General features: G+C 60.9%; 17 protein-coding genes and 1 tRNA gene. 8 read left to right on the forward strand and 10 right to left on the reverse strand.

Going from position 1 to position 21,925, the window contains the following annotated elements; all coding sequences use genetic code 11:
- Positions 1-59: 59 nt before the first annotated feature.
- The 3 genes from AAFN84_RS03825 to AAFN84_RS03835 all read right to left on the reverse strand — a co-directional run bounded on the left by AAFN84_RS03825 (position 60) and on the right by AAFN84_RS03835 (position 2,852).
- Positions 60-707 carry a hypothetical protein gene (locus AAFN84_RS03825; protein WP_347513178.1) on the reverse strand — a complete coding sequence of 216 codons (648 nt, stop codon included), beginning with the start codon at positions 705-707 and terminating at the stop codon, positions 60-62.
- Positions 708-794: 87 nt separating this feature from the next.
- Positions 795-1,373 carry a helix-turn-helix domain-containing protein gene (locus tag AAFN84_RS03830; RefSeq protein ID WP_347513179.1) on the reverse strand — a complete coding sequence of 193 codons (579 nt, stop codon included), beginning with the start codon at positions 1,371-1,373 and terminating at the stop codon, positions 795-797.
- A 384-nt stretch (positions 1,374-1,757) separates the two neighbouring features.
- Positions 1,758-2,852 (reverse strand): LuxR C-terminal-related transcriptional regulator, encoded by a 1,095-nt coding sequence (locus tag AAFN84_RS03835; protein WP_347513180.1) that lies wholly within the window; start codon positions 2,850-2,852, stop codon positions 1,758-1,760.
- Positions 2,853-3,213: 361 nt separating this feature from the next.
- Here AAFN84_RS03835 and AAFN84_RS03840 point away from each other — a divergent pair, with 361 nt between their 5' ends.
- The 5 genes from AAFN84_RS03840 to AAFN84_RS03860 all read left to right on the forward strand — a co-directional run bounded on the left by AAFN84_RS03840 (position 3,214) and on the right by AAFN84_RS03860 (position 8,382).
- A complete protein-coding gene (locus AAFN84_RS03840; protein WP_347513181.1) occupies positions 3,214-3,522 on the forward strand; it encodes a hypothetical protein in 309 nt (102 codons plus the stop codon).
- A 323-nt stretch (positions 3,523-3,845) separates the two neighbouring features.
- Complete coding sequence (locus AAFN84_RS03845; RefSeq protein WP_347513182.1) at positions 3,846-4,679, forward strand: universal stress protein; 834 nt, start codon at positions 3,846-3,848, stop codon at positions 4,677-4,679.
- 52 nt (positions 4,680-4,731) lie between these two features.
- Positions 4,732-5,739, forward strand: a complete 1,008-nt coding sequence (locus tag AAFN84_RS03850) for a helix-turn-helix domain-containing protein (RefSeq protein ID WP_347513183.1) — start codon at positions 4,732-4,734, stop codon at positions 5,737-5,739.
- Positions 5,740-5,805: 66 nt separating this feature from the next.
- Positions 5,806-6,558: a helix-turn-helix domain-containing protein gene (locus AAFN84_RS03855; RefSeq protein WP_347513184.1), complete on the forward strand. Its 753-nt coding sequence runs from the start codon at positions 5,806-5,808 to the stop codon at positions 6,556-6,558.
- A 99-nt stretch (positions 6,559-6,657) separates the two neighbouring features.
- Complete coding sequence (locus AAFN84_RS03860; protein ID WP_347513185.1) at positions 6,658-8,382, forward strand: EAL domain-containing protein; 1,725 nt, start codon at positions 6,658-6,660, stop codon at positions 8,380-8,382.
- Positions 8,383-8,464: 82 nt separating this feature from the next.
- Here the strand turns inward: AAFN84_RS03860 and AAFN84_RS03865 are convergent, their stop codons facing one another.
- Together AAFN84_RS03865 and AAFN84_RS03870 are read right to left on the reverse strand one after the other, a co-directional pair.
- Complete coding sequence (locus AAFN84_RS03865) at positions 8,465-8,692, reverse strand: hypothetical protein (RefSeq protein WP_347513186.1); 228 nt, start codon at positions 8,690-8,692, stop codon at positions 8,465-8,467.
- Positions 8,693-8,807: 115 nt separating this feature from the next.
- Complete coding sequence (locus AAFN84_RS03870; RefSeq protein WP_347513187.1) at positions 8,808-9,761, reverse strand: LysR family transcriptional regulator; 954 nt, start codon at positions 9,759-9,761, stop codon at positions 8,808-8,810.
- A gap of 207 nt (positions 9,762-9,968) precedes the next feature.
- On the opposite strand from AAFN84_RS03870, the gene AAFN84_RS03875 reads away from it, so the two are divergent.
- Both AAFN84_RS03875 and AAFN84_RS03880 read left to right on the forward strand, forming a co-directional pair.
- On the forward strand, positions 9,969-13,496 hold the full coding sequence (locus tag AAFN84_RS03875) for a DUF4214 domain-containing protein (RefSeq protein WP_347513188.1): 3,528 nt from the start codon (positions 9,969-9,971) through the stop codon (positions 13,494-13,496).
- A 148-nt stretch (positions 13,497-13,644) separates the two neighbouring features.
- On the forward strand, positions 13,645-15,816 hold the full coding sequence (locus tag AAFN84_RS03880; RefSeq protein WP_347513189.1) for an Ig-like domain-containing protein: 2,172 nt from the start codon (positions 13,645-13,647) through the stop codon (positions 15,814-15,816).
- Positions 15,817-15,993: 177 nt separating this feature from the next.
- Here the strand turns inward: AAFN84_RS03880 and AAFN84_RS03885 are convergent, their stop codons facing one another.
- From AAFN84_RS03885 to AAFN84_RS03900, 4 genes are all read right to left on the reverse strand, one after another.
- Positions 15,994-16,530 carry a dihydrofolate reductase family protein gene (locus AAFN84_RS03885; RefSeq protein ID WP_347513190.1) on the reverse strand — a complete coding sequence of 179 codons (537 nt, stop codon included), beginning with the start codon at positions 16,528-16,530 and terminating at the stop codon, positions 15,994-15,996.
- Between the two features lie 275 nt (positions 16,531-16,805).
- A complete protein-coding gene (locus AAFN84_RS03890) occupies positions 16,806-18,278 on the reverse strand; it encodes an aspartate aminotransferase family protein (RefSeq protein WP_347513191.1) in 1,473 nt (490 codons plus the stop codon).
- Positions 18,279-18,301: 23 nt separating this feature from the next.
- Positions 18,302-19,387: a pyridoxal-phosphate dependent enzyme gene (locus tag AAFN84_RS03895; RefSeq protein WP_347513192.1), complete on the reverse strand. Its 1,086-nt coding sequence runs from the start codon at positions 19,385-19,387 to the stop codon at positions 18,302-18,304.
- A gap of 58 nt (positions 19,388-19,445) precedes the next feature.
- The gene (locus AAFN84_RS03900) at positions 19,446-19,610 is read right to left on the reverse strand and encodes a hypothetical protein (protein ID WP_347513193.1); all 165 of its coding nucleotides are present in this window, start codon (positions 19,608-19,610) and stop codon (positions 19,446-19,448) included.
- A gap of 325 nt (positions 19,611-19,935) precedes the next feature.
- Between AAFN84_RS03900 and AAFN84_RS03905 the strand changes: the two genes are divergently transcribed.
- Complete coding sequence (locus tag AAFN84_RS03905; protein WP_347513194.1) at positions 19,936-21,486, forward strand: winged helix-turn-helix domain-containing protein; 1,551 nt, start codon at positions 19,936-19,938, stop codon at positions 21,484-21,486.
- 278 nt (positions 21,487-21,764) lie between these two features.
- On the opposite strand, the gene AAFN84_RS03910 is transcribed toward AAFN84_RS03905, so the two are convergent.
- A tRNA-Gln gene (locus AAFN84_RS03910) sits at positions 21,765-21,838 on the reverse strand.
- Between the last annotated feature and the right edge of the window lie 87 nt (positions 21,839-21,925).

Genomic DNA, 21,925 nt, shown 5'->3' on the forward strand with positions numbered 1-21,925 from the left:
TCTTGCAGACGACGTTGGTCGACGGCGTTGACGGTCGTCAGTTTCGGCTTCTGCAGTTCTCAGCGGTGAGCCAGCGGTTCGTCGCCCAGCCACGGATCGGGCTTGAGCTTTGAGAGCGGAACGTCGTCCAGTCTCTTTTCGATCTCGATTTCGTGGACGCGGATATTTTCGCCACCAAACCGCCCCAGGATTTCCTGCGCTCGCGCCTCGCTTTCGGGATCGCGCGAGCGAACCCAAACCACGATGCCTCCCGACATCAACTGCAGTTCCAATTGTTCGGCCTGCTTCTTGCCGAGAAGATGTATGGCGGACGCCCCGATGCCGGCGCCAACTGCGCCTGCGGCCGCGGCGGCAGCCACAACAAGCGCCAAGCTTCCCCCCGAGGCCACCACGGACATCGCCGCCGTCGCCGCGCCGAGATAAAAGAGCATACCCGCAACGCCGGCGGTCGCGGTGGAGATGTCGTCTCGGGCGATGTAGGCACGGCGCGGCGTTCCCGGCACGTCGGCAATTTCCTCGGACGGCACATAAAGCGCGCCCAGACGCTGCCGCACCGTTTCGATGTCACTCATGATGTCGATGTCGACGCGGTCGAATCCGGCGTGAAGCAGGGCCTGGATCGCGTCCTCGAGAATGTCTTCCCGGTGGAAAACCGCGGCGACCTCGCGCACCACAATCCGTTCGAGCACATCGTCTTTCTCAGTCATGGCGGCAACTCCTCGTCGAGGCGCCGGCCGGATGACTGACGCCGGTGTTTCCACCACCGCGCCCCTACCGCCCGGCGCCCCGATGGCCTAGTCACTCGGCCTTCGCATGATCGTGATGCGGCGTGGACCCTGCAGGGAAATGACGCCCCGCTCTCGCAAATCCGTAAATGCCCTGCAGACCGTTTCGGCAGATATGCCCAGCATGTCGGCGATGTCGTAGCGTGAGATGGGCAGTGCGAGACCGTTGTCATTGCCGGTCGAAAGCCGATCGTGAAAATAGAGCAGGAATTCGCGGACCTTTTCCTGTGCCGTCATCGTGCCGATGACCAGTATCTGCTCCTGCAGCCGTTCCAGCGCTTCGAAGCCCTGCATCCTGATCTCCCGCGCCGTGGCGGGGTCTTCTTCTGCAAGCGCCTCGACGCGCAGGCGCGAGTAGCACGCGATCAATGTGTCGTCCGCAACGGCCTGGACGGCAAATTTGTGATGCGCGCGCGACGTGAACCCGAATAGGTCTCCGGGCAGGTAGATGTCGACAAGCTGCCTGCGCCCATCGGCGCGCATAAGATATTTGCGAGCGGAACCTGAAACGACACGGTACCAGGTGTCGCTACGCTCCTCCTGGCAGTAGATGTCCTGCTCGCGGCGATAGCGACGCAGATGAGCCAAGGATCGGAGCCGTGGTGGTTCGGGCGGCGCGTCCGAGATGCGCTGCAAAGAGACGGGTCCAGCGGCAGCGTCTAGCATGGTGGGTCCCTTCCTTGGTTGGCGTCCCGCACCGTTGCCCTCACCATTGGCCAGACTCTACGGGAAGGGAATTTGGGGACTGCCCGTATCGTAAAATCCCGCAATCTCTTGAGTTCGGCCTCTTCGTACCGCAATGGGACGCCAGTGGATCGAGGTGTGCACGAGCGCGCGCGTTAGCCTGAGGCTCGTGAGTTGGCATGCGTCCCCAAGGCAAGCCGGGCGATCCACCTCTGAAACCCCACAGGTCGGGCGCTCTGACCACCGCGACGTCGACCGCCGTGTAGCGGACAACGGTGCGCGTTCGTGTCAGTCGATGGCGCCGGAGATGATTGCGAGCTTGATGGCTTCGGCCAGGGTGCGCACGCCCAGGCGCCTCATCATCCGCGAGCGATGAACTTCGATGGTCCTGACGCTTATGCCGAGTTCGTGAGCGATCACCTTGTGGGAGTGTCCGGCGACAAGAGCGCTAAGAACCTGACGTTCCCGTTCCGACAGGCTTTCAATACGCGCCACGGCCAGCATCGCCTGGCGGGTTTTTTGCAGGTCCGGTTCGTCGTGCGACCCAGTTTCCGACAGGTTCCAGTTGCGGATATCTATGCTGATCGTGCCCACTGCAACGGGCTCCCCTGTAGGAGCATCGATGCGGAAACACTCGACCAGAAGCGGGGTGGCCATACCTGTCTTGGCATTCAGGAAGGAAAGTTGACCGCTCCACCGTCCGCCGTACAAGACTTCGGGCCAGACCTCGTAACGGGCCCGATCACGATCCCGGAAATCGAGAAAATCGACGACATGAAGCTCCAGTGCTTCCTGGATGCCTGCCATGCCGACAAGCCTGAGGCCGGCCTGATTGACGAAAAGCGGCATGCCTTGAAGATTGGCCACGCCGATGAAATTGGAGGAAAGGCTGACCAGCTTCGCCAGATGCCTGGCAATCGCCAGGCTTTGCTCCCGCTCCATTGCCGCCATCGCCTCGTTGGCTGCCATGCGCAGGATGAGCCTGTCGACCGCCGTGGGATAGTCGCATCGTTTCGAGCCGACGACCAAGGTGGCCTCGCCCTTGAACCGCAACGGTGTCGAAAGGACTGTCACCAGTTCTCCGGTGAGTGCGCTGCAGATCTTGCCAGGGCGGCTGAAAGGAGACCCTGCAAGGGACGTTCGAATTGCGGGGATCAACGCCGCTGGCACGCGTCCTTCGGGCGCCCATGCCAGTTCCACGACATGCTGACGAGCGTTCAGGATCAGGTAGGCGAAATCGGCATCGATGATCTTGACGAGAACCGAAGCAAGACGCCCGGCGATCGCCTCGTCGTCCAGATCGTCTGATAGAAGCGGTAAGCCGGATAGCGGCGTCAATGCCCGCAATACGCGCCGCACTTTGCCAATCTCGGTCTGAGGCATGCGATCCTCCGTCCTCAGAATCAGAGGTGGAGCCGCTTGGTGAGACATTTGGCCGACTTGGCTACGCTGTATCGGTCTTCTTCTATGCCGCCAGTTGCTCCTTCGTTCTCATGATAGCATACCGCGCTCAGCATTCCATCGGCAACGTGCCGCATGTGGTCGTTGCCATCCGTGGTAGCCTACACGAATCCCGCCGCCACCACCGGTTGGTGAACGCCATTCTCGCTGCTTCAAGCCCCATTCGCGCTGTCAAAAAATCGCTCCCATCTGACACTTGACGAAGGGAGCAATATCCATTGAATTTCGTTACACCGCATCGAGCTGGAAATGCTCCGTCCAAGAATCGGGCGATGGGTTCCCAATGGCGATGTCGACAGGCACGAAGAGCTATATCGTTCTTGATGATCCGAACTCGGCAGTAGAGAACGAAGTAATCGTAACGATCTTCAACTGGCACGGAAGCGCGCCGGTGCGTGCGACGGTGGGCTGGAATGCACATTCCCGCAGAGGGCGGGATGTGGGGTCCGACGAAGGCGCCGAAATGGATGTCGAAGCGGCGCTCGCTCAGGCACATCGGCTCGTGAAGCGCTACGGATTTCAATGCATTTACGTCGTGCTCGAACATGAAGATCTATGGGATCCAAAGTGGGGCACGCTCGCCCGGCGGTGAGACGGCCGCATCCACCGGTTCGTCATCGCGCATCGGCTAGGCTGCATTGTCGTCGAGCGCTTCCAACGCTTCGCGAAATGAGATCTGACATTGGGGTTCTCGATAATTGAATTTGCGCACGGGTGCAGACGCGCTGCCGCATCCCGATAGGAACACGACGCAGCTTTCGAGCCATGACGCATGTCAGTTTTCTTCTTCCGATCGCTGGAAATTGGCGTGCACGCCCGACGCAGAAAATTGCTGGCTCTGACGACCGTCAATGAGCCTTCCGCGACACCCTCCTAAGCTTGTGGGCAATCGTGACGGCACGATGGGAGGCAGCGATGATCAAGGTGGTATTGGTGCGGCTTGATGGTACATCCGGCGACGAGTTCCGGCTAGCCGCCGCAGAGAGCCTTTCGAAGCTGTTCGATTCCCATCTTGTCGGGCTGATGCTCAACATATTGCCCGAACCGGCAGTGGCCGAAGCCGGTGTGAGCGTCGAATTCTGGACGCGCCTTCTCGAGCAGGCCCGCGAGCGCGGCAGGGAACTGGAGTCCGCGCTGGGGCCGCGGCTGCGAGCAATCAGTCCGACGTCGGAATTGCGGCGCTTCGACGTCTATACCCATGAGCAGGCGCGCGTTGCCGCCCGCGAATCCCGCACCGCCGACGTCTTTCTCGGCCTCAGGCTCAGCGACATCGACAAGACGGTGGAACTCCATGATGTGGTGGAAGAGGTTCTGTTCGAATCGGGAAGGCATCTGTTTCTCGTTGCCGACCAGAAGGACTTCGAGAACGGCTTCGAGCATGCGGTCATCGCCTGGAACCGGAGCCGCGAGGCCGCCAGGGCGGTCGCCGAGGCGTTGCCGTATCTGGCGAAATCGCGCACCGTCACCGTGGTCGTGATCGACGACAGCGCTCCGTCGGACGTGGTGGCTGGACGTGGGGACGAACTGGTCGGCTATCTGCGTCGTCACGGGATCGCCGCATCCGTTCACGTCGCAAGTGGACGCGGGCTCGATACGTCGTCGTCGCTGCTCGAGGCGGTGACAGAGCGCAAAGCCGATCTCGTCGTCATGGGCGGTTATGGACACTCCCGATTGCGCGAATGGCTCCTCGGAGGCGTTACCTATACCCTGCTGCGTAAATCACCGGTGTCGCTTGTCATTGCTCACTAGCTGAAGGGAGCAATTGTTTGGCGAACCAACGCCGCGGGGCGGAGGCATCTACATGCAGGTCGTCATCTTCGTGCCGTCGAACGTCCACTCTCTCGAGCTTGCCGGCCTGATGGATGTCTTCACCGAAGCGAACGCCCGCGTCGCCGAAGTGAACGCCCGCGTCGCCGAAGCATTCTACGATGTCATGGTTGTGGCGGAAGACGACCGTCCGATCCGCTGCGGGTCCGGACTAAGAGTACTGCCGGATTCAGCGTTCCACCGAATCCTGAATGGTCCGGATACGCTGCTTGTGGCCGGGAGTGCCGGTGTTCCCAAAGCTCCTGGGCGTGATGTCATCGAGTGGCTGAGCCGAGTGATTCCGCAGACGCGACGGTATGGTTCGGTTTGTACCGGAGCCTTTCTGCTGGGCGAAGTCGGTCTTTTCGGCGGCCGACGTGTTGCCACGCATTGGCAATATGCGCCCCTGCTTGCCGAGCGCTTCCCCGAAGCCAAGGTGGAAGGCGACCGCGTGTTCGTTCGCGATGGCCCCATGATTACATCGGCGGGATCGAGTGCGGCGATCGATCTCGGCCTATCGCTGGTCGAAGAAGATCTCGGACGGGATGTGGCGCTCTACGTCGCGCGACGCCTGGTCGTGTTCCTGAAGCGGCCCGGAGACCAGTCCCAGTTCAGCGTGCATCTGGCGGCGCAGGCCGTCGACCGCAGCCGGCTGTACACCGTCCAGCAGTACATCCTGAACCACCCCGCGGCGGACCTGTCGGTCACCGCTCTGGCAAGGATGGCGGCCATGAGCGTGCGCAATTTCGTGCGGGTGTTCACGCAGGAGGTCGGGGTGCCGCCGTCCGACTATGTCGATCTCACCCGGATCGATGTCGCCCGCTATCTCCTCGAAGGCAGCCGCCTGTCGATCGAAGCGATTGCGATCAAGAGCGGCTTCGGCTCCGCGCGCTCGATGCGCCGCGCCTTTCTCGCGCATCTGGGTACGACCCCTTCCGAATACCGCGAACGCTTCAGGAGTTCCGGAGACGGATCAAGGCCGACTTTGTCCGATATCGGCTGACGTTTGTCTTGAAGCGGCTGCGCGCGCGGATTGCCTCGCCGCGGAGAGCGCGCCATTGCTCGGGTCATGGAAGAGTTGAAGCGACTTAAGTTGAGGCCGGTCGGCGACGAAGCAAATCCCAATTCCGGCTCCTCTCGATGGTCCGTTTCCGCAATTGTGATGCTGGGTGAAGCCGAGCTCGAGGGCGACCAACGCGCCCCGGCGCACTGCCAATTTTCACCCCTGTTCCAGGAGCGCTTTACCGAGGCCAAGGCCGATGGCGACCTCATCTTCGTTCGCGACGGCGCACTGATGGTGTCGTCAGGATCGAGTGCGGTGATTGACCTCGACCTTTCGTTGGCTCAGGAGAATCTCATCCGTGATGACTCGCTCCACGGCGCCCGTCGTCTGGTCGTGCTTCTGAAGAGGCCAGGGGACCAGTCCCGGTTCAACGTGCACCTCGCAGCACAAACTGTCGTCCACAGCCGGCTTTACAACGTCCAGCAATATATTCTGAGGCATCCGATTGCGGACCTCTCCGTCAATGCCCTTGCGCGGATCGCGGCGATGAGCGTGCGCAATTTCACGCGGGTCTTCACCCAGGAAGTGGGTGTCTCGCCGTCCGATTACGTCGATATGGCGCGGATCGATGTTGCACGATTCCTCTTGGAAGGCACCCGGATGTCCATCGATTCCATCGCCGCAAAGAGTGGCTTTGGCTCTTCGCGCTCGATGCGCCGTGCATTCCGTGCGCATGTCGGTGCTACACCGACCGACTATCGCGAACGCTGCCGGACTTCGGGGGAGGGGGCACTGCTCAATTTGTCCGATATCGACTGATTGTTGTCTCGAAACGGTCGTGGCCGGAGATTGCCGCGCCGCGTTGACCGCGTCATTGCTGGTCGTGAGAGGCGCGAGAATCGAACGCCAGGGGACGGAATGAGTATCGAGCCAGGTTCGACGGACAGCGCCGGGAATCCCGATTCCGGCTTCATGCATGCATTGATATTCCCGCATCTTGTCGAAGACCTGTCCGATGGCGTCGCGATCGCCCGCGTTTCGGCGGAAAGCGCGCCTCTCCTGTATGTCAACAAGGCCTTCGAACGACTGACGGGATATGAGCGTCACGAGGCGCTTGGAAGGGACTGCCGCTACCTTCAGGGCACCGAACGCGATCAGCCGGAGGTCGCACTCATCCGCGCTGCTCTTGAGAACGGCCAGCCGGTGGACGTCACGTTGCGAAACTATCGCAAGGACGGCTCGGCGTTCTGGAACAACCTCAGCCTCCGACCGATCGTGGTCGGCGACGACCTTCTCTATTTCGGCATTCTGCGGGATGTGTCGGCAATCCGGCATACGGAGATCGCGCTGGATCGCGCGGCGAATCTCGACTTCGCAACGGGATGCCTCAACCGTCAGTCGTTCATGGTTGCGGCGCAACGGCGTTTCTCAATGCCTGCGGGACCGATCATGATCGTGAAGCTGGACGTGGTCGGCTTCCACGATATCAACGCCGGATATGGCTTCGACGTGGGAGATACGCTCCTGCAGGAGATCGGGCGCCGTCTCCGTGATACTGGTGCCAGCCTGGTCGCCCGGGTCGGAGCGAATGAGTTTGCCATGGCCTTCGAGTTGCCGGACGCGGAGAGCGGGCCGCAGATCGCGAGCGACATCTCCGCCATGCTTTCAACCGACTTCATGATCCCCGGGGCAAATGTCTCCCTGCGTTTTGCCATCGGCTACGCGCTCGGTGAATCGGGCGGCAATACGATCTCGCTGATCCGGAATGCGAGTGCCGCTCTGCGCGCGGCCAAGCTGGACCCGCTCGGCGGGCCGCGCGGGTTCCGCCACGCGGATGCGGAAGAGGCTCGCCGCCGCGTCCGGATGACCCGCGAGTTGAAGGTCGCGATCGCAAACGACGAGTTCGTCTACCATTTTCAGCCGCAGATCGAGCTTTCAACCGGCGTTCTCGTGGGGGCCGAAGCCCTGATACGTTGGAACCACCCATTGTTCGGCAGCCAGCCGCCGGGCCTGTTCATCGAGGCGGCAGAACGCAGCGGACTGCTGCTCGATCTCGGCGAGCGTGGCCTCGCGTCCGTGGCGGGTTTTGCACGACGCGTCAACGAGTGCCGCGACCGCCCGCTGCGCTTCTCCGTAAACGTGTCCGCCACGGAGTTCCTGCACCGCGACATGGCCGATCTGCTGGACCGCATCCTGCGCCAGACCGGAGCCGAACCAGGCTGGCTGACGCTGGAGATCACCGAGAGCGTCTTTCTCAACGATACGCCCGCAATGCGGGACGCGTTCCGCCGGCTACGGGACATCGGTGTCGGCCTGTCCGTCGATGATTTCGGGACCGGCTATTCGAACCTCCGCCTGCTCGAGGCATTCCCCGTAACGGAGATCAAGATCGACCGGAGCTTCGTCGGCGAACTCGCCGCAAGTCCGTCGAAGATGGTCATCGTTCAGGCCATCATCGATCTCGGCCGCGCCCTCGGACTGGCGGTCGTTGCGGAGGGGGTGGAGACCGAAGATCAGCGCGCATTGCTGGCCGGCATGGGATGCCAGATCGGGCAGGGCTATCTGTTCGGCGCACCCGTGGACGCGGACCGCTTCGCGGAAAGCCTCCATCTGGCATCGCATCCGCAGGAAAGGGTGACGTGACAACGGAGCCGGGCAATGCGCAGCGGACATTCCAGCTAAATCACCTGGTCTGTGCGCTGCGCTGCTCCGAGCAAAAGGTCCGTCAGGAAAATGTCACGATCACGCCGCGCTGGCGGAAATAGGCCTGCATCGTCTTGCGGCCTGAACGGTTGTTTTGTGCCAACTTGGTCGGATCAAAAACTGCTTCTTTGACACCCTCCCGGGCCATCGCTTTCTTGAGGGAGGCTATATGCGTGTCGAGGTCCGCATTGTCCGATCGGAGTGAAACATAGATGGCATCAATTGCCTCGATCACGGTGGCCTCAGTCACAGTTCGCTCCTCTTTTGCATGTTGATTCACCGGCTACCACGATTTGGCGATTTGACCTACCGCGCCCACGCACACGCCAATGACAGCCAAGCGCCTTGGAGCATTATCATCTGGGCTAGGTATCTTGCTTGCCAAAGATGCTGCGGATGACATTGCGAATCCAGCGCAGCCCTGGATCATTGGCTTTGTCCTCCGGCCAGGCCAGAAACATCTTCAGTTTCGGATAGTCGAAAGGTGCGGGCAGTACCCGAAGCCTGTAGATCGGCGCCACCAGCTTGGCATATCGCTTGGGAACGACGGCGATCAGGTTCGAGATGGAGACGGTGGTCGCGAGATCGGAGGCGTTGGGCAGGACGCAGACTTCCCGGCGCGTGAGGCTTTCCGCCATCAGCATGTGGGGCACCTGAAGACGCCGTTGGATCTGGCTCTTGAGAACGGCATGGCCGCTGGCTTCAAAAAGCTCTCGTGTCAGCTCATGCCCGATGGTCGGATGGCCTTCCCGCACGATGCAGACAGCCTCGGCCTCCGCGACAGGCTCGAAAACGAGGCCCGGCGTCTTTTGTGGATAGACGTCAAGCATGAGGTCGGCCTCACCGCTGGCAAGACCGTCATGCGGTCGCATCCAGTCGGGCGTGATGATCTCGACGCTGCAACTGGACTCCGGGTGATCGAGAATGCGCAGCAGCGGGGGAAGGACCGACGGCACGCTGTAGTCGTGGAGGATGAGCCTGAAGTGCCTGTTGGCCGTGCGGACATCGAAATCGGCTTCCAACTGCAGTCCGCCCCGCAGGGTGTTCAACGCCTCGGCGATCGGACCTGCCAGACTTAGCGCGAAGGGCGTCGGACGGACGCCACGATCGAAACGCACAAAGAGCTTATCGGAAAACTGTGCGCGCAAGCGGTTCAGAGCATTGCTCACCGTCGGCTGGCTCATGCCGAGTGTCTGCGCGGCCTGGCTCACGCTGCCGGTCTTGTGGATCGCCTCGAAGATCACAAGCAGGTTGAGATCGACCCGGCGCAGGTCGCGTGCGTGAGCACCATTGGGAGTGTCAGACGGCGAGTCATTCATTTTCAGATCGAATGTCCTGAGTGCGGAGGCATATCGCGAATAGTGCAGCGTGGTGTGTCAGGCGGCGAAAGATATCAATCGCCGTCTGCCTATCGCAGCAATATTCCGGGTAGGCATATCACATATCAAAATAATGGCCATTGCACTTGAGCAGTTGCGACGTCATCGAAGCCATCAACTCATTGCATAGGGAAGAGGGTGATTAGTATGGCTGGTGGTGCAGGCGGAGGGAATCCGGCGGATGCTGGTGCCGGTGGTGTGTCGCAGCCATTGGGGCCGGGCGCTGCTGGTAAAGATGCCGTTGAAATCCAGAGCAGTCTTACGGGCGGTGGTGGCGGCGGTGCTGGGCAAGCCGGCGGTGCGGGTGGCCGTGGCCAAAGCGGGTTTACCGCGTCGGGAGGGAACGGTGGTTCGGGCGGAAGCCATGGAGGGGTTGGGGCCGGACTTCCAAATTCGGACTTTCTGGGCACCAACGGTGGCGACGGTTCTGAGCCAGTGAGATTCGGCAACGGCGGCGGCGGCGGGGCCGGAGGATATGGCTATGTCGAGACCAACGGTGGAGATCTCGAAGCGGCTCTCGACATCACTGGCGGGAATGGCGGCAGGGGTGGAGATGGCTTGAGTGGATTCTCCGGTGGATACGGCGGGGATGGTGGCGTCGGACTGTACCTCATCGGCACGCGGTCAAGCCTGACGATCAGCGGCAATGTCTCTGGCGGCAACGGCGGCCAACATGGCGGTCCATATAATCAGGAAGGAAACGGCGCTTCAGGCGGCACGGGCATCTATGGGCAGGATCTTACAATTACAATCGACGGGGGCACTGTCGCTGGTGGCCAAAGCCCCGGGACGAATGCACATGCCAGTGCAATCACCTTTGCCGGTGGAGTCAATCACCTTGCGTTGAAGAACAACTGGCAGCTCGATGGCGCTCTCGAAGTTCAAGCAGGATCGCTCACCCTCGGCCAGGATGAAGACATCAGCCTCGGCAATTCAATTACGGGTAGTGGGTCTGTCATAAAGGAAGGCACCGGTACGCTTACCCTCACCGGCGTCAATTCATTCACCGGTGGCTTGACACTCAGCGAGGGAATGCTCGCGGTTGATGGCTCAGTCACGTCTTCGATTGTTGCCTTGGCTGGCACGCAACTGAACGGCGAAGGTTCCACTGGCGCTGTGTCGATCGAATCCGGAGCGACATTGGCTGCCGGAAACAGCGTCGGCGTTCTCTCCACTGGCGATCTCCACCTTCATGCCGGATCAACGCTTCAGGTGGAGATCGCAGGAACCGCGTCGGACCAGTATGACCAGATCGATGTTGAAGGGACCGTGACACTGGCTGGCGAACTCGACCTGTCCTTCCTCGACTCGTTCGCGCCAGCTATCGGCCACAGCTTCATCATCATTGATAATGATGATGGTGATGGGGTGTCCGGCTCTTTCGTAGGATTGGCAGAAGACTCGATCGTTCGTTTCGACGGCCAAGACTTTCAGATCACATATCAAGGCGGCGACGGAAATGACGTTTCCCTGACCGCAATCGGAGAAGCTCCGACCGCGATTGCACTGGACTCGGTGACCGTCGATCCGACTTCTGCTGGCCCGTACGGAACCGTCGGCACCTTCACGACGTCGGATCCCGATGCGGGCGACACCCACAGCTACAGCCTGGTCTCAGGCGGTGCCGACAACAGCCTTTTCTCCGTAGTCGGTGATGAATTAAGACTGAACGATTTTGCAACTGTCTCGGAAGGCGACTACGACATTCGCATTCGCACGACCGATGCTGATGGCCTGACGTTCGAAGAAGACTTCACCATCTCGGTCGACGTTCATCCAACCATCACGTCAGTGGAGGGACCGGCAGAAGGCAGCTATCAAACTGGAGACACACTGAGCTTTACGGTGAATTTCAGCGAGCACGTTCAGCTGACGGGCGATTTTCAGCCTGTCGTCTTTCTCGCTATCGGCGAAGCATATAAGTTTGTCCCGCTCGTTTCGCCCACTGAGACGTTTTTCACTCAATCGACGTTCGAGTATGTCGTCCAGGCTGGCGATCAGGACCTGGACGGCATTCAGCTTGGCTTCGAGCAATCCTACGGCTCCTACGTGGATGAGGCCGGCAACAAGCTGAACTCCATGGTCGACGATCACTTTCCACTCGACTTCGACCCGACAGATATCACCGTCAACGACAAAGCCAACTATGCACCAACTGCGCTTACTCTGGATTCGCAGACAGTGGCTCATTCGGAAGGTGCAAACGCGACCGTTGGCACATTCACGACGACGGATTCCGATGCGGACGATTCGCATAGCTATAGCCTAGTCGACGGGGGCGCAGACAACGCTCTTTTCGCGATCAACGGCGAGGCACTCACCATCAATGATCCCGCTTCGCTCACGCAAGGTGAATATGACATTCGTGTCCGCACGACGGATGCAGCCGGCCTTACGTTCGAAAATGACTTCACCATCTCGGTCGACGACAATATCCAGCCAGCAATTACTTTCGTGGATGGACCGGCAGCCGGAAACTATGTGACGGGCGATGTTCTGCGTTTCACCGTCAACTTCAGCGAGAATGTTCGCTACACAGGCGAATCCACACCTTTCTTCAACGTGTTTCTGGATGGGAAGACTGTCGAGACCGAGCTCTTGCCGCAAGCTGACGGGTACGAGAGCGAATTTGTGTTCGAATACCAAATCCAGGCTGCTGACGTCGATCTGGATGGGCTTGATGGAACGAATTTTCAAGTCCGCCCCTTCGAGGATGCGGCGGGCAACCCCAATCGCTATGGTTGGTTCCAAAGCAATTATGATTTAGGCAGCATAACGGTCAACGTTCCGACCGGCGGCAGCCCTAACCCTAACCCTAACCCTAACCCTAATCCAGGTCCCGATCCCGATACAGATCCCGATCTGGGTGCTGGCCCACCAATATTCATTCCCGGCAGTGTGGTAGCGGTGGGGGCAACCGCGAACGCCGACGGATCGCCGGTCACCGTCATCGGCAACCCCGATACGGTCGACGAGGTGCAGATTGATGGCAGCGTTGTCCTGGGCGAGGATCTCGAAAACGCCTATCTCATGGGCGAGGGCGACTATTCCGTCGAGGGCAACGAACTCGACAATGTCATCTACGGCAACTCCGGCAACACCACGATCATCGCCAGTGGCGGCAACGACACTGTCGATGGAGGGTGGGGCGACAACGTCGTGCGCTTCGGCGGCCCGTCTTCCGACTATGAGATGGCGATTGTCGACGGTGTCGCCGAGGTAACGACGGTGGCGACGGGTGACGTCACCCGCATCGCCAACGTCGCCGAGCTGGAGTTTGCCGACGGCAGCGTGCCGCTGTTCGCAACCAGCCAGGTCGTTATCGCCGGTCTGTATGAAACCTTCCTCGGCCGCGAACTCGATCCGGACGGGTTTGCTTTCTGGATGGGCATCAGCGCCGACGGCAATGACGTCTTCTCCATCGCGGAAAGCTTCTTCAATTCGGCCGAGTTCAACGAGCGCATCGCAGAGACGACGCCAGCCGAGTTCGTCGACTATCTCTATGACGGCTTCCTCGACCGGCAGGCCGGCACGGGAGAGAGCGACTACTGGGTCGAACGCCTTGAGGATGGCGCAAGCCACACCGAGATCGCGCTCAACTTCGTCCTCGCTGATGAAGTCGGCATGCAGTTGGACGCGCTGTTCCAGAGATCGGACTGGATCGAGACTGCGTGAAGCCCGCCGAGGGGTGATCTCCGAACTGGCACCAACTGCAGATGTTGGGGGGAGAGCCAATGACGTCTCCGAAGTCGTTTATTGGATTACCTTGCTCATTTCTTGCCGACTTTTGCCTGCCGAAGAATAAATAATGGATGGAAATGTAATGCCGCCTTCGATTGTAGCAGACAGCTTTGCGACTGATGGTGTTGTCAATATAAACGAATCTAATGGCATCATACCCTTAAGATTTACACTATCGGGCCTTGTTGAAAGTGGTTTGGTGCGCGTTTCCATAAATGGGTCGCTTTCTCCCGCCTACGGTCCACTTAACAATGGAAGCTATCCCATCGACTACGGTGGAAGTCCGCCGCCAGACTCTGGTGATCGCGAAATATATCTGACGTTGGAGTCAGGAGGGGAGATATACACCTCGAATACGCTCACTTATTCCTATGATCTGGTAAGGCCCACTGCAACTCTATCCTTGGCCGACACGACGCTCGAACCCGGTGAAACGTCGCAGCTGACAATCACCTTCTCCGAAGAGACCACTGGCTTGGACCTCGGGGACTTCACAGTTGAAAATGGCACGCTAAGCGACCTGACCACATCGGACAATATCAACTATTCGGCTACCTTCACGCCCGCGACAGGGGTGACAGACACAACAAACGTTATCACCCTAGCAATAAGCAGTGTGGTGGATGCTTCCGGCAATGCCGGAGATGGCGTGGCAACATCAGACAACTATTCGGTCCAAGCACCCCTGCCGCCTGTCAACACGGTGCCTGCATCCTTCAGCGCATCAGAAGACGTACTGCTGACGATCGACGGCATCTCGATCGAAGATCCAGACGCCGGCTCCGCCGAGATCGAGACGAAGCTCTCGGTGACACAGGGCACGCTCGTCGCCACCTCAGGCGGCAGCGTAACGGTCACTGGTGGATCTGACGGAGCCCGAGAGGTGACTCTGACCGGCACTGCTGAGGACATCAACGCCTTCATCGCAGCCGGCAAGGTCGCCTACCAGGCCGATGCCAACTACAGCGGTCCTGATACGCTTACTGTGCGAACGGACGACAAGGGTGCTACGGGAGGCAGCGCAGGGGTCGATACCGATACGGTTGCGATCACCGTCACCGCCGTCAACGACGATCCGGTCCTCAGCGGTCTGCCTGGCGTTTCGATCCCGGCTGTCGTTGGCCAATCGACCGCTCTACCCGACTTCACCATCTCCGATCCTGACAGCGCCGACACGCTCACCCTCACCCTGACGGCCACGAATGGCACCATCAGCGGCTTGGACGACGTGGATGCAGTCGCCGCCGGCATTCAGCTGACGGGTACGCCGGCCCAGATCAACGCCGCGATCGCCGACGCGACCTTCACGGCATCGGCTACCGGCACAGCCAGCATTGGACTCAGCGTCACGGACGGCGTTGTGTCTAGTCCGATCACCGGAGCGTTGGACTTCAGCGTTACGGCGCAAAATAGCGGTGGTGGTGGCTCGCCTCCGACGCCCCCCGGCCCCGCCACCGTCGTCACCAATCCTGACGGTTCCACCACCGTCACGCTCAACGAGCCCCAGACACCAGAGCAGTTGGCCAAGTTTGCCACTCCCGGCATCGACACGGTCGTCTCGCCCTTTTCGGTGATCCTGCCGGACGGCATCGAAAACGTGACCCTGACGGGCACAGGGAACATTTCCGCCACCGGAAATACCGGTGACAACCGCATGACCGGCAACAGCGGCAACAACCAGTTCACCGGCGGCGGCGGTAACGACATCATTGATGGCGGCGACGGAATCGATGGGATTCAGCTGCGCGGTGGTAGCCTCGCCGACTACGACCTTGCCGTTGAAGACGGCCGCGTCGTCTTCGTGGACCGGAGTGGTGCCGACGGAACGTTGCAACTCGGCGGGATCGAGATGTTCAACTTCGCCGATGGGAGCATGATCTCGATCGCAGAGAGCGAAGTGGGCTCGCTGGAGCGGACCTACGAGGGCCTGTATGGGCGCTTGCCGGATCTGGGCGGAATCAACTTCTGGCTGGATGCCGTCAATGACGGTGTCAGCCTGGGCACGATCGCGAACGCCTTCGCCTCCTCGGACGAGTTTGCCAACCTTTATGGCAGCCTCGACAACCTCACCTTCATCGAGACGATGTACCGGAACATCCTTGATCGTGAAGGCGACGCGGGCGGCATCGAGTACTACCTCGACAAGCTGGAGAACGGCGGCGTGAGCCGCGGCGACATCCTCGGCAATTTCATCGCTTCTGACGAGGATATCGCCCTTGCAGGCCAGGTCAGCACCAGCATCGAGTACATCTGATCCCTCGCATGTGAGTTCTCCTCGGCCTTGTTTGGCCGAGAGAGAAACCTCGCAGGACACCATCGATCAGGGGCCAGAAGCGCCCGTCCGCTTCCGGCTGGAGCCGGGCATTGAACGGCCAAACCAGGTCGGCAGCGGACTGATGGCATGCGCCGACGAGGTCACTAAGCGGGACCGTCAGGGCAGGGGGGCGTAGCTTATCCGTATTACATTGTCGTCGATCTGTTCGCTACTGACCAGACGCAAGGGCGGACGAGCGGCAGCGAAGAATGGCGTTCCTTTTCCGAGAACTTCCGGATGAAGGTAGATGCGATACTCGTCGATCAGACCCAACTCCGTCAGCCTGCTCGCCAGGTTGGGTCCCCCGATCTCAATTTCCCCGTCAAACTCGGCCTTGAGCCTTCGCACTTCGGTCTCGAGGTCCGATCCTAAGAGCTCGGCGTTTGGCCCCACCGAACCTAGCGTACTGGATACCACCCATTTGGGTGCCTTGCGCCACGCTGCCGCGAATTCATACTCGGCACCTCCCCAGCCGGCCTGGTCATCATCCCAGTAGCGCATGAGGCCGTACAGATTGCGGCCGTAAAGGCTACCGGCAAGTCGATCGGTTTGGTCAATGAAGTGGCGAAAGAGCCTTGGGCTCGGCGGCGTCATCCGATCATGATCCACGTAGCCATCCAGTGACTGGTTCATGCCGAAAAAAAGCGTTGCCATCATTTCACTCCCTTAAGCCCGTCGCAGATCTCACTGCGTTCAAAACCTACTGGAATGTGGTAGCAGTTTGCGTGCAGCGAAAACCATAGTTGTTTTGCAACCAGTTTACGGATCATTTGACGAGGCTTGAGCGCTCTGCCCGAAACCAGCGATTTATGGACCTGCCGCCAGCCTGCGTGCTGTGGGGGCCTTGAGCAAGCAGGGCGATCGGACGGCGCCCGTTTCGACGTAATCGATGTCCTGCACGCTCACGCCTCACTTGGCTCAACGGGTTATCATCGCGTCAGCAGCGCACCAAGGCGCAGCGTCTCTGCGACCAGCAGGTCCAGATCCGCGCGCCGGGTCCGGTGATTGTTGATGGCCACCCGCAGGCAATGCTCGCCATGGACGGTGGTATCCGAAAGGGCGGCGATTCCTTCTTCCTGCAGCCGCAGCATGATCTCGATATTGAGCGCCTTGAGAGCACCTTCTTCGAGACCCTCGGGACGATAGCGGAAGCAGACGATGTTGATGCTGGTCGGCGCGACCAGTTGGAACAGGGGTTCCTGCTCGATCAGTCCCGTGAGATAGCGCGCCTGCGCGATGTTCTGGTCGATCAGGCGGCCGAACTTCTCGACGCCATGTTCCTGCAGCGCCATCCACACCTTCAGCGCCCGGAAGCCGCGCGTCGTCTGCAGCCCGTATTCATACAGCCATTCGGCGGACGCGAGGCCGCGCGGCGTCGACTCGAGATATTCCTGCGAGACGGCAAAAGCGCCGCGATGTGCTGAGGCGTCGCGGATCAGGACACAACCGACCTCGAATGGGGCATGCAGCCATTTGTGCGGGTCGAGCGCCACGGAATCGGCGCGTGAGATGCCCGAGACGCGATGGGCATTGGCAGCCGAGATGGCCAGCAGGGCGCCGATGCAGCCGTCGACGTGAAGCCAGAGAGTCTCTTCCGCCGCCAGGTCTGCCATAGCGTCCAGATCATCTATCGCGCCGGTGTTGACCGTGCCGGCTGTGGCGATGACGCAGGCCGGTTGAAGGCCTGCCGCGCGATCTTCCGCAATCGCGGCACGAAGTGCTGCGACGTCGATCCGCAGCTTGGCGTCCGTGGGGATGCGACGCAGTGCCTTGTTTCCAAGCCCCAGTGCCTCCATTGCCTTGCGGTGACAGCTATGGACCTGATCCGAAGCATAGAAGCGCAGGGGTTTTCCGATGGCGCTAACACCGTCTTCGCGGACATTGGCTCCCGCCTTGACGTTGCGTGCGACGGTGAGGGCAATCAGATTTGCCATCGACCCGCCGCTGACCAGCGTGCCGCTGGCCGATCGGGGAAAGCCCATCATTTCCTTGCACCAGTTCACCACCTGGTTGTCCATCGACGCGGCGGCATGGTTGCCGCCGCCGAGGTTCGATCCCTGGACAGCGGCCAGGAAATCCGCAAGGGCGCCGGTGAAGTTGCTCGACCCCATGTACCAGGACCAAAACCGAGGATGGATGTTGCCCATCGGATAGGGCATCAGGTTCTCGGCTACCTGCCCGTAGACGTCATCGAGCGGTGTCGGAAGCCGCGGCAGGGGCCCGTCGTATGTGGCCTTCACCGCGTCCGGCATTCCCTGCCACACGGGACGCTCCCGGACGTCGCGGAGATAACCGATCGAGTCATCGACCACTCGATGCGCAAGCGCCCGCACATCGCTCCAGTCGGCCGGATCGAGCGTTTCCTCGGTGTCCGAGATTGCGGGACTGCGTATCGCGTCCATCGTGTCACTCCCTCGCAGCACCATCACGCGGCAACAAGTTGGAAGCCCGGTGTCGAAAGGGAGAGGGCGCGTTCCTCCTCGTGCATGTCCGCCTCGATCCCGTCGAAGAGCGGCGTCGTCATGTACCGCTCGCCGGTGTCGGGGAGCATGCACAGGATGACGGAGCCGGCTGGCGCCCGTTCGGCGATCTGATGGGCAATGGCGAAGCTGGCGCCGCCGGAGATCCCGGTCAGAATGCCCTCCTTCTGCGCGAGGGCCTTTGCCCATTTGATCCCGTCCGCGCCGGCGACGGCGGTGACGTCGTCGTAGAGGCCGGCGTCGATCGCGTCCTGCAGCACGTGCGGAATGAAGTCCGGCGTCCAGCCCTGGATCGGATGGGGCTCGAAGGCGGGATGGCTCGAGGCCGGCGCGCCGCCGGGCTCTCGCTCCTGCAAATGACCGCTGCCGAGCAGTTGCGCGTTGGCGGGTTCGGCGAGCACGATCCGTGTCTCGGGGCGCTCCCGGCGCAGCACGCGGCCGACCCCTGCCACCGTGCCGCCGGTGCCGTAGCCGGTCACGAACCAGTCGAGACGCGATCCTGCAAAATCGTTGATGATCTCGCGCGCTGTCGTCGCCTCGTGAATGGCGGCGTTTGCCTTGGTCTCAAACTGGCGCGCCAGGAACCAGCCATTCGCCTCGGCCAGTTCGACGGCCTTCTTGTACATGCCGAAACCTTTCTGGGCGCGCGGTGTGAGAACGACCTTGGCGCCGAGCATGCGCATCAGCTTGCGGCGTTCGATCGAGAAACTGTCCGCCATGGTCACGACCAAGGGGTAGCCCTTCGCCGCGCAGACCATGGCAAGGCCGATGCCGGTATTGCCCGACGTTGCCTCGATCACCGTCTGGCCGGGCTTAAGACTTCCGTCGCGTTCGGCCTCTTCGATGATGTTGAGCGCCAGCCGGTCCTTGACCGACCCAGCCGGATTGAAGGCTTCCGCCTTCACATAGAGTTCGACACCGGCCGGGGCGAGGTTGTTGACCCGGATTGTTGGGGTGTCGCCCACGGTTTCGAGGACGCTGGCAAAAAGCCTGCCACGCCCCTGTGTTGTGCGCATTGTCTTCGCGTCCATCGAATATCTCCGTTCTTGTTTACATGAGCCGAAGCGAATGCTCGCGATCGGCGGCGTGTCAGTGGTCCTCGGGCGGCGAGAACAGGATCAATTCGACCCGGTCTGCGCCTTCAACATAGGCATCACGTCCTGGCGGTATTTCGAAGAAGTCGCCGGTACGGATGCCGGTGTCGATCATGCGGACCACCAGCTTGCCCGAGATGCAGTCGCGCGTATGTCGCATCGGGCAGGAAGTCCGGCGAACCCAGCAACGGCTTCTCGTCAGCCTCCCAGGTCCAGCCGGGCTCGAAGATCGCGTGCATTCCCGCGCTGCCATCGGCAATCTGGACGATGGCGATTCCGCCGCACTCTTTCATGTCGAGGCGTCGGACCGGCCTTTCGAGCCGTCGTGTTTCTGTCGCGTTGCCTTGCATCGTTGTGCTCCTTCTCTGCTTCTGACTGGCGAGGCACGTTCCGCTCGCTTAACGTGCGCCATCCGCTTTGAGCAGGCTTGAAGGAGTTCTGAAGAAGTACTGTAGAAGCCGACGATTCTGCGATATGCTACTCTTATGGCCTGGTCATTCGACACCTATCGACTCGACCCGGAGCGATTCCAGCTCAGTTGCCGCAACGAGCCAGTGCGGGTCGAGCCGCAAGTGCTCTCCTTGCTGATCCATCTGGTTCGAAACCGTGATCACATGGTCACGAAGGACGAAATCATTGCCGCCGTCTGGCAGGGGGAGGCGGTCTCAGACGCCAGCATTTCCAGTCGCATCCGCTCGGCTCGCCAGGCGGTCGGCGACGATGGTGTGCGACAGGGCGTGATCCGCACGGTTCATGGCCGAGGATTCCGCTTCGTCCCGGAGGTGAGCAACTCGTCTCCCGCACATGCGACTGCGGAGGCATATCTCCCCGCGCAGCCAGATCGTCCAGGCGGGCGCCCGTCGATCGCCGTTCTGCCCTTCCAGCAACTCGGGATGTTGCCGGAACTCGCTATCCTCGGCGACGCGATCCCGCACGAGATCATCGAAGCTTTGTCGCGACTGCGATGGCTTGCTGTGATCGCGCGGGGGTCGACCTTCCGCTTCCGAAAGGTCACCTCCGACCTCGATCTGGTGTCGACGGCGCTTGCCGCGCGCTATGTCCTGTCGGGGGTGATCGAGAATCCCGGTCGCACCATCGCGGTGACCCTTGAATTGACCGATTCCAGCTCGCGCGAGATCATCTGGGCAGACCGGCTTGCGGCACCCGTTGACGAGGTGGGCGACTTGCGGGCGCGGATCGTGGCGCACCTTGTATCGGCGCTCGAGGCCCACATACCTTACAACGAGGCGCGCATTGCGCGCCTAAGCGATCCGACCGGCCTGGACGCCTGGGCGAACTATCACATCGGTCTCGGTCATCTCTATCGCTTCACTGCTGCCGACAACGCACTGGCGAAGCGTTGTTTCGAGCGGGCAATCGGGGCGGATCCTCGACTGGCGCGCGCCCATGCGGGATTGTCCTTCACCAGCTTCCTTGAAGCATTTCTGCGCCTGACGCCCGATCCGGCGTCGGCCTCGCGCGATGCGCGGCGTCATGCCGAACGTGCGCTGGAACTGGATCCGCTCGATCCGTTTGCGAACTTCACGATGGGACGCACATTCTGGCTCTCCGACGAGCCCGACATCGCCAGCGACTGGCTGGGGCGGGCAACGGCTTTGAACCCGAATTACGCGCAAGGCTTCTACGCCTCGGCTTTTACCGCAATGCTCACGGGAAATGCGCCGGTCTCGCTCGCCGCACTGGACACCGCGCTGAATCTGAGCCCTCTCGACCCGCTGCTTTACGGCATTCACGGTGTTCGGGCACAGATACTGATACAGCAGGAGGACCATGAAGCCGCGGCCGGCTGGGCCGACCGTGCCGCCACCACGCCCGGAGCCCACTATCTGATCGCCATGATCGCGCTCGTCGCGAACGGCCTGGCCGAGCGGCATGAGCAGGCGGCCCGCTGGCGACAGATGATCCGCAAGCTCAAGCCCGACGCCACTGCGGCGGATTATTTTGCTGCTTTCCCCACGCGCGAAACGAAGTCTCGTGCACGCATCGCAGCGGAACTTCGCCGGCACGGCTTCTGATCCCGGCATTCATTTGACAAAGACCAGTCACGTCCCTTCGAATGAGGGATGCCGCAGACGCCGTCGGGCTTGGCCCACTCCACCGACGGGACGATGGGGATGAGTGCGCCATCATGAAAGTGCCGCCGCGAGGCATCAACAGGCCCGGAGATGTTTGACGACCAGCAGACTTGTCGTGAATGTGAGGTACGCAGAGAGGTACTGTCAGAGGTACGCGAGCCACACCCCGCCCAGCGTAACATGCTGAAATGACTGCGTTATCGGCTTCTGAAAAAGTCTGGCTGGGGAACCTGGATTCGAACCAGGACTAACGGAGTCAGAGTCCGTGGGTCTACCGTTAACCTATTCCCCAACGCTGCCGACCAAGCGATCGGTTCGGAACCGGATGTCGAGCTTGTCGTCGGATGCGCCGGATATAGACGGCGAGGCGAAATAGTCA

The organism is Mesorhizobium sp. CAU 1741 (genome assembly GCF_039839275.1).
In the GTDB taxonomy this organism is placed as follows: domain Bacteria; phylum Pseudomonadota; class Alphaproteobacteria; order Rhizobiales; family Rhizobiaceae; genus Aerobium.

Coding starts and splice junctions, on each gene's coding strand:
- AAFN84_RS03840 (WP_347513181.1), top strand. CDS start 3,214: ATGGCGATGTCGACAGGCACGAAGAGCTATATCGTTCTTGATGATCCG.
- AAFN84_RS03860 (WP_347513185.1), top strand. CDS start 6,658: ATGAGTATCGAGCCAGGTTCGACGGACAGCGCCGGGAATCCCGATTCC.
- AAFN84_RS03855 (WP_347513184.1), top strand. CDS start 5,806: ATGGAAGAGTTGAAGCGACTTAAGTTGAGGCCGGTCGGCGACGAAGCA.
- AAFN84_RS03835 (WP_347513180.1), bottom strand. CDS start 2,852: ATGCCTCAGACCGAGATTGGCAAAGTGCGGCGCGTATTGCGGGCATTG.
- AAFN84_RS03885 (WP_347513190.1), bottom strand. CDS start 16,530: ATGGCAACGCTTTTTTTCGGCATGAACCAGTCACTGGATGGCTACGTG.
- AAFN84_RS03870 (WP_347513187.1), bottom strand. CDS start 9,761: ATGAATGACTCGCCGTCTGACACTCCCAATGGTGCTCACGCACGCGAC.
- AAFN84_RS03895 (WP_347513192.1), bottom strand. CDS start 19,387: ATGGACGCGAAGACAATGCGCACAACACAGGGGCGTGGCAGGCTTTTT.
- AAFN84_RS03825 (WP_347513178.1), bottom strand. CDS start 707: ATGACTGAGAAAGACGATGTGCTCGAACGGATTGTGGTGCGCGAGGTC.
- AAFN84_RS03890 (WP_347513191.1), bottom strand. CDS start 18,278: ATGGACGCGATACGCAGTCCCGCAATCTCGGACACCGAGGAAACGCTC.
- AAFN84_RS03850 (WP_347513183.1), top strand. CDS start 4,732: ATGCAGGTCGTCATCTTCGTGCCGTCGAACGTCCACTCTCTCGAGCTT.
- AAFN84_RS03845 (WP_347513182.1), top strand. CDS start 3,846: ATGATCAAGGTGGTATTGGTGCGGCTTGATGGTACATCCGGCGACGAG.
- AAFN84_RS03905 (WP_347513194.1), top strand. CDS start 19,936: ATGGCCTGGTCATTCGACACCTATCGACTCGACCCGGAGCGATTCCAG.
- AAFN84_RS03875 (WP_347513188.1), top strand. CDS start 9,969: ATGGCTGGTGGTGCAGGCGGAGGGAATCCGGCGGATGCTGGTGCCGGT.
- AAFN84_RS03880 (WP_347513189.1), top strand. CDS start 13,645: ATGCCGCCTTCGATTGTAGCAGACAGCTTTGCGACTGATGGTGTTGTC.
- AAFN84_RS03900 (WP_347513193.1), bottom strand. CDS start 19,610: ATGCGACATACGCGCGACTGCATCTCGGGCAAGCTGGTGGTCCGCATG.